The following is a 925-nucleotide window of genomic DNA, read 5'->3' on the forward strand; positions in this document are numbered from 1 at the left end:
GTGACCTTGCCCCGTTGAAATAATCCATTTTGAAGTAAGCTCTGGCCCATTGAGAGGACCAGAGAATGAAGCGCAACCGTTTCACAGACGAACAGATCATTGGCATCCTGAAGGAGCACGAGGCGGGCACGCCTGTCTCGGAGCTTTGCCGCAAACACGGTGTCAGCGATGCGAGCATCTATAAATGGAAGGCCAAGTTCGGCGGGATGGACGTGTCTGAGGCCAAGCGGCTGAAGACGCTGGAGGACGAGAACACGAAACTGAAGCGGCTTCTGGCGGATGCGATGCTCGACAACGCCGCGTTGAAAGACCTTTTGGGAAAGAAGTGGTGACGCCCGCAGCCCAGCGGAACGCTATCGCGCATCTGATGAACCAACATCGGATGAGCGAACGGCGGGCGTGTAAAGCCATCGGTGTTTGCCGGATGACAGTTCGTTACGAAAGCAGCCGCATCGACGACCATGACCTTCGCGAGCGAATGAAGGCGTTGGCGCATGAACGCCGCCGCTTTGGCTACCGACGCATTCATGTCCTACTCAGACGCGAGGGGCACCTTGTGAACCACAAGAGGCTCTTCCGGCTCTATCGGGAGGAAAAGCTGATGGTGCGCAAGCGCGGCGGTCGCAAGCGAGCGATCGGCACACGAGCACCGATGCTGGTTCCGATGACAGCCAATGATCGTTGGTCACTGGACTTCGTGTCGGATCAACTCACCGATGGACGCAGGTTCCGGATTCTGACGGTCGTCGACGATTGCACCAGGGAATGCCTGGCACTCGTCGCCGATACATCGCTTTCCGGTCTGCGCGTTGCCCGCGAGCTTGACCGGATCATCGAGGAGCGCGGCAAACCGAAAATGATCGTCAGTGACAACGGCAGCGAGTTCACCAGCAACGCGATCCTGCAATGGACGGACAAGACTAAG

1 pseudogene is annotated in these 925 nt (G+C 57.8%); it reads left to right on the plus strand.

The window, feature by feature from the left end:
• Positions 1–65: 65 nt before the first annotated feature.
• Positions 66–925, plus strand: a pseudogene (locus tag FG152_RS27135) (IS3 family transposase); the annotation flags it as partial.

Origin of the sequence: Ochrobactrum sp. XJ1 (assembly GCF_024701725.1) — a bacterium.
In the GTDB taxonomy this organism is placed as follows: domain Bacteria; phylum Pseudomonadota; class Alphaproteobacteria; order Rhizobiales; family Rhizobiaceae; genus Brucella; species Brucella anthropi.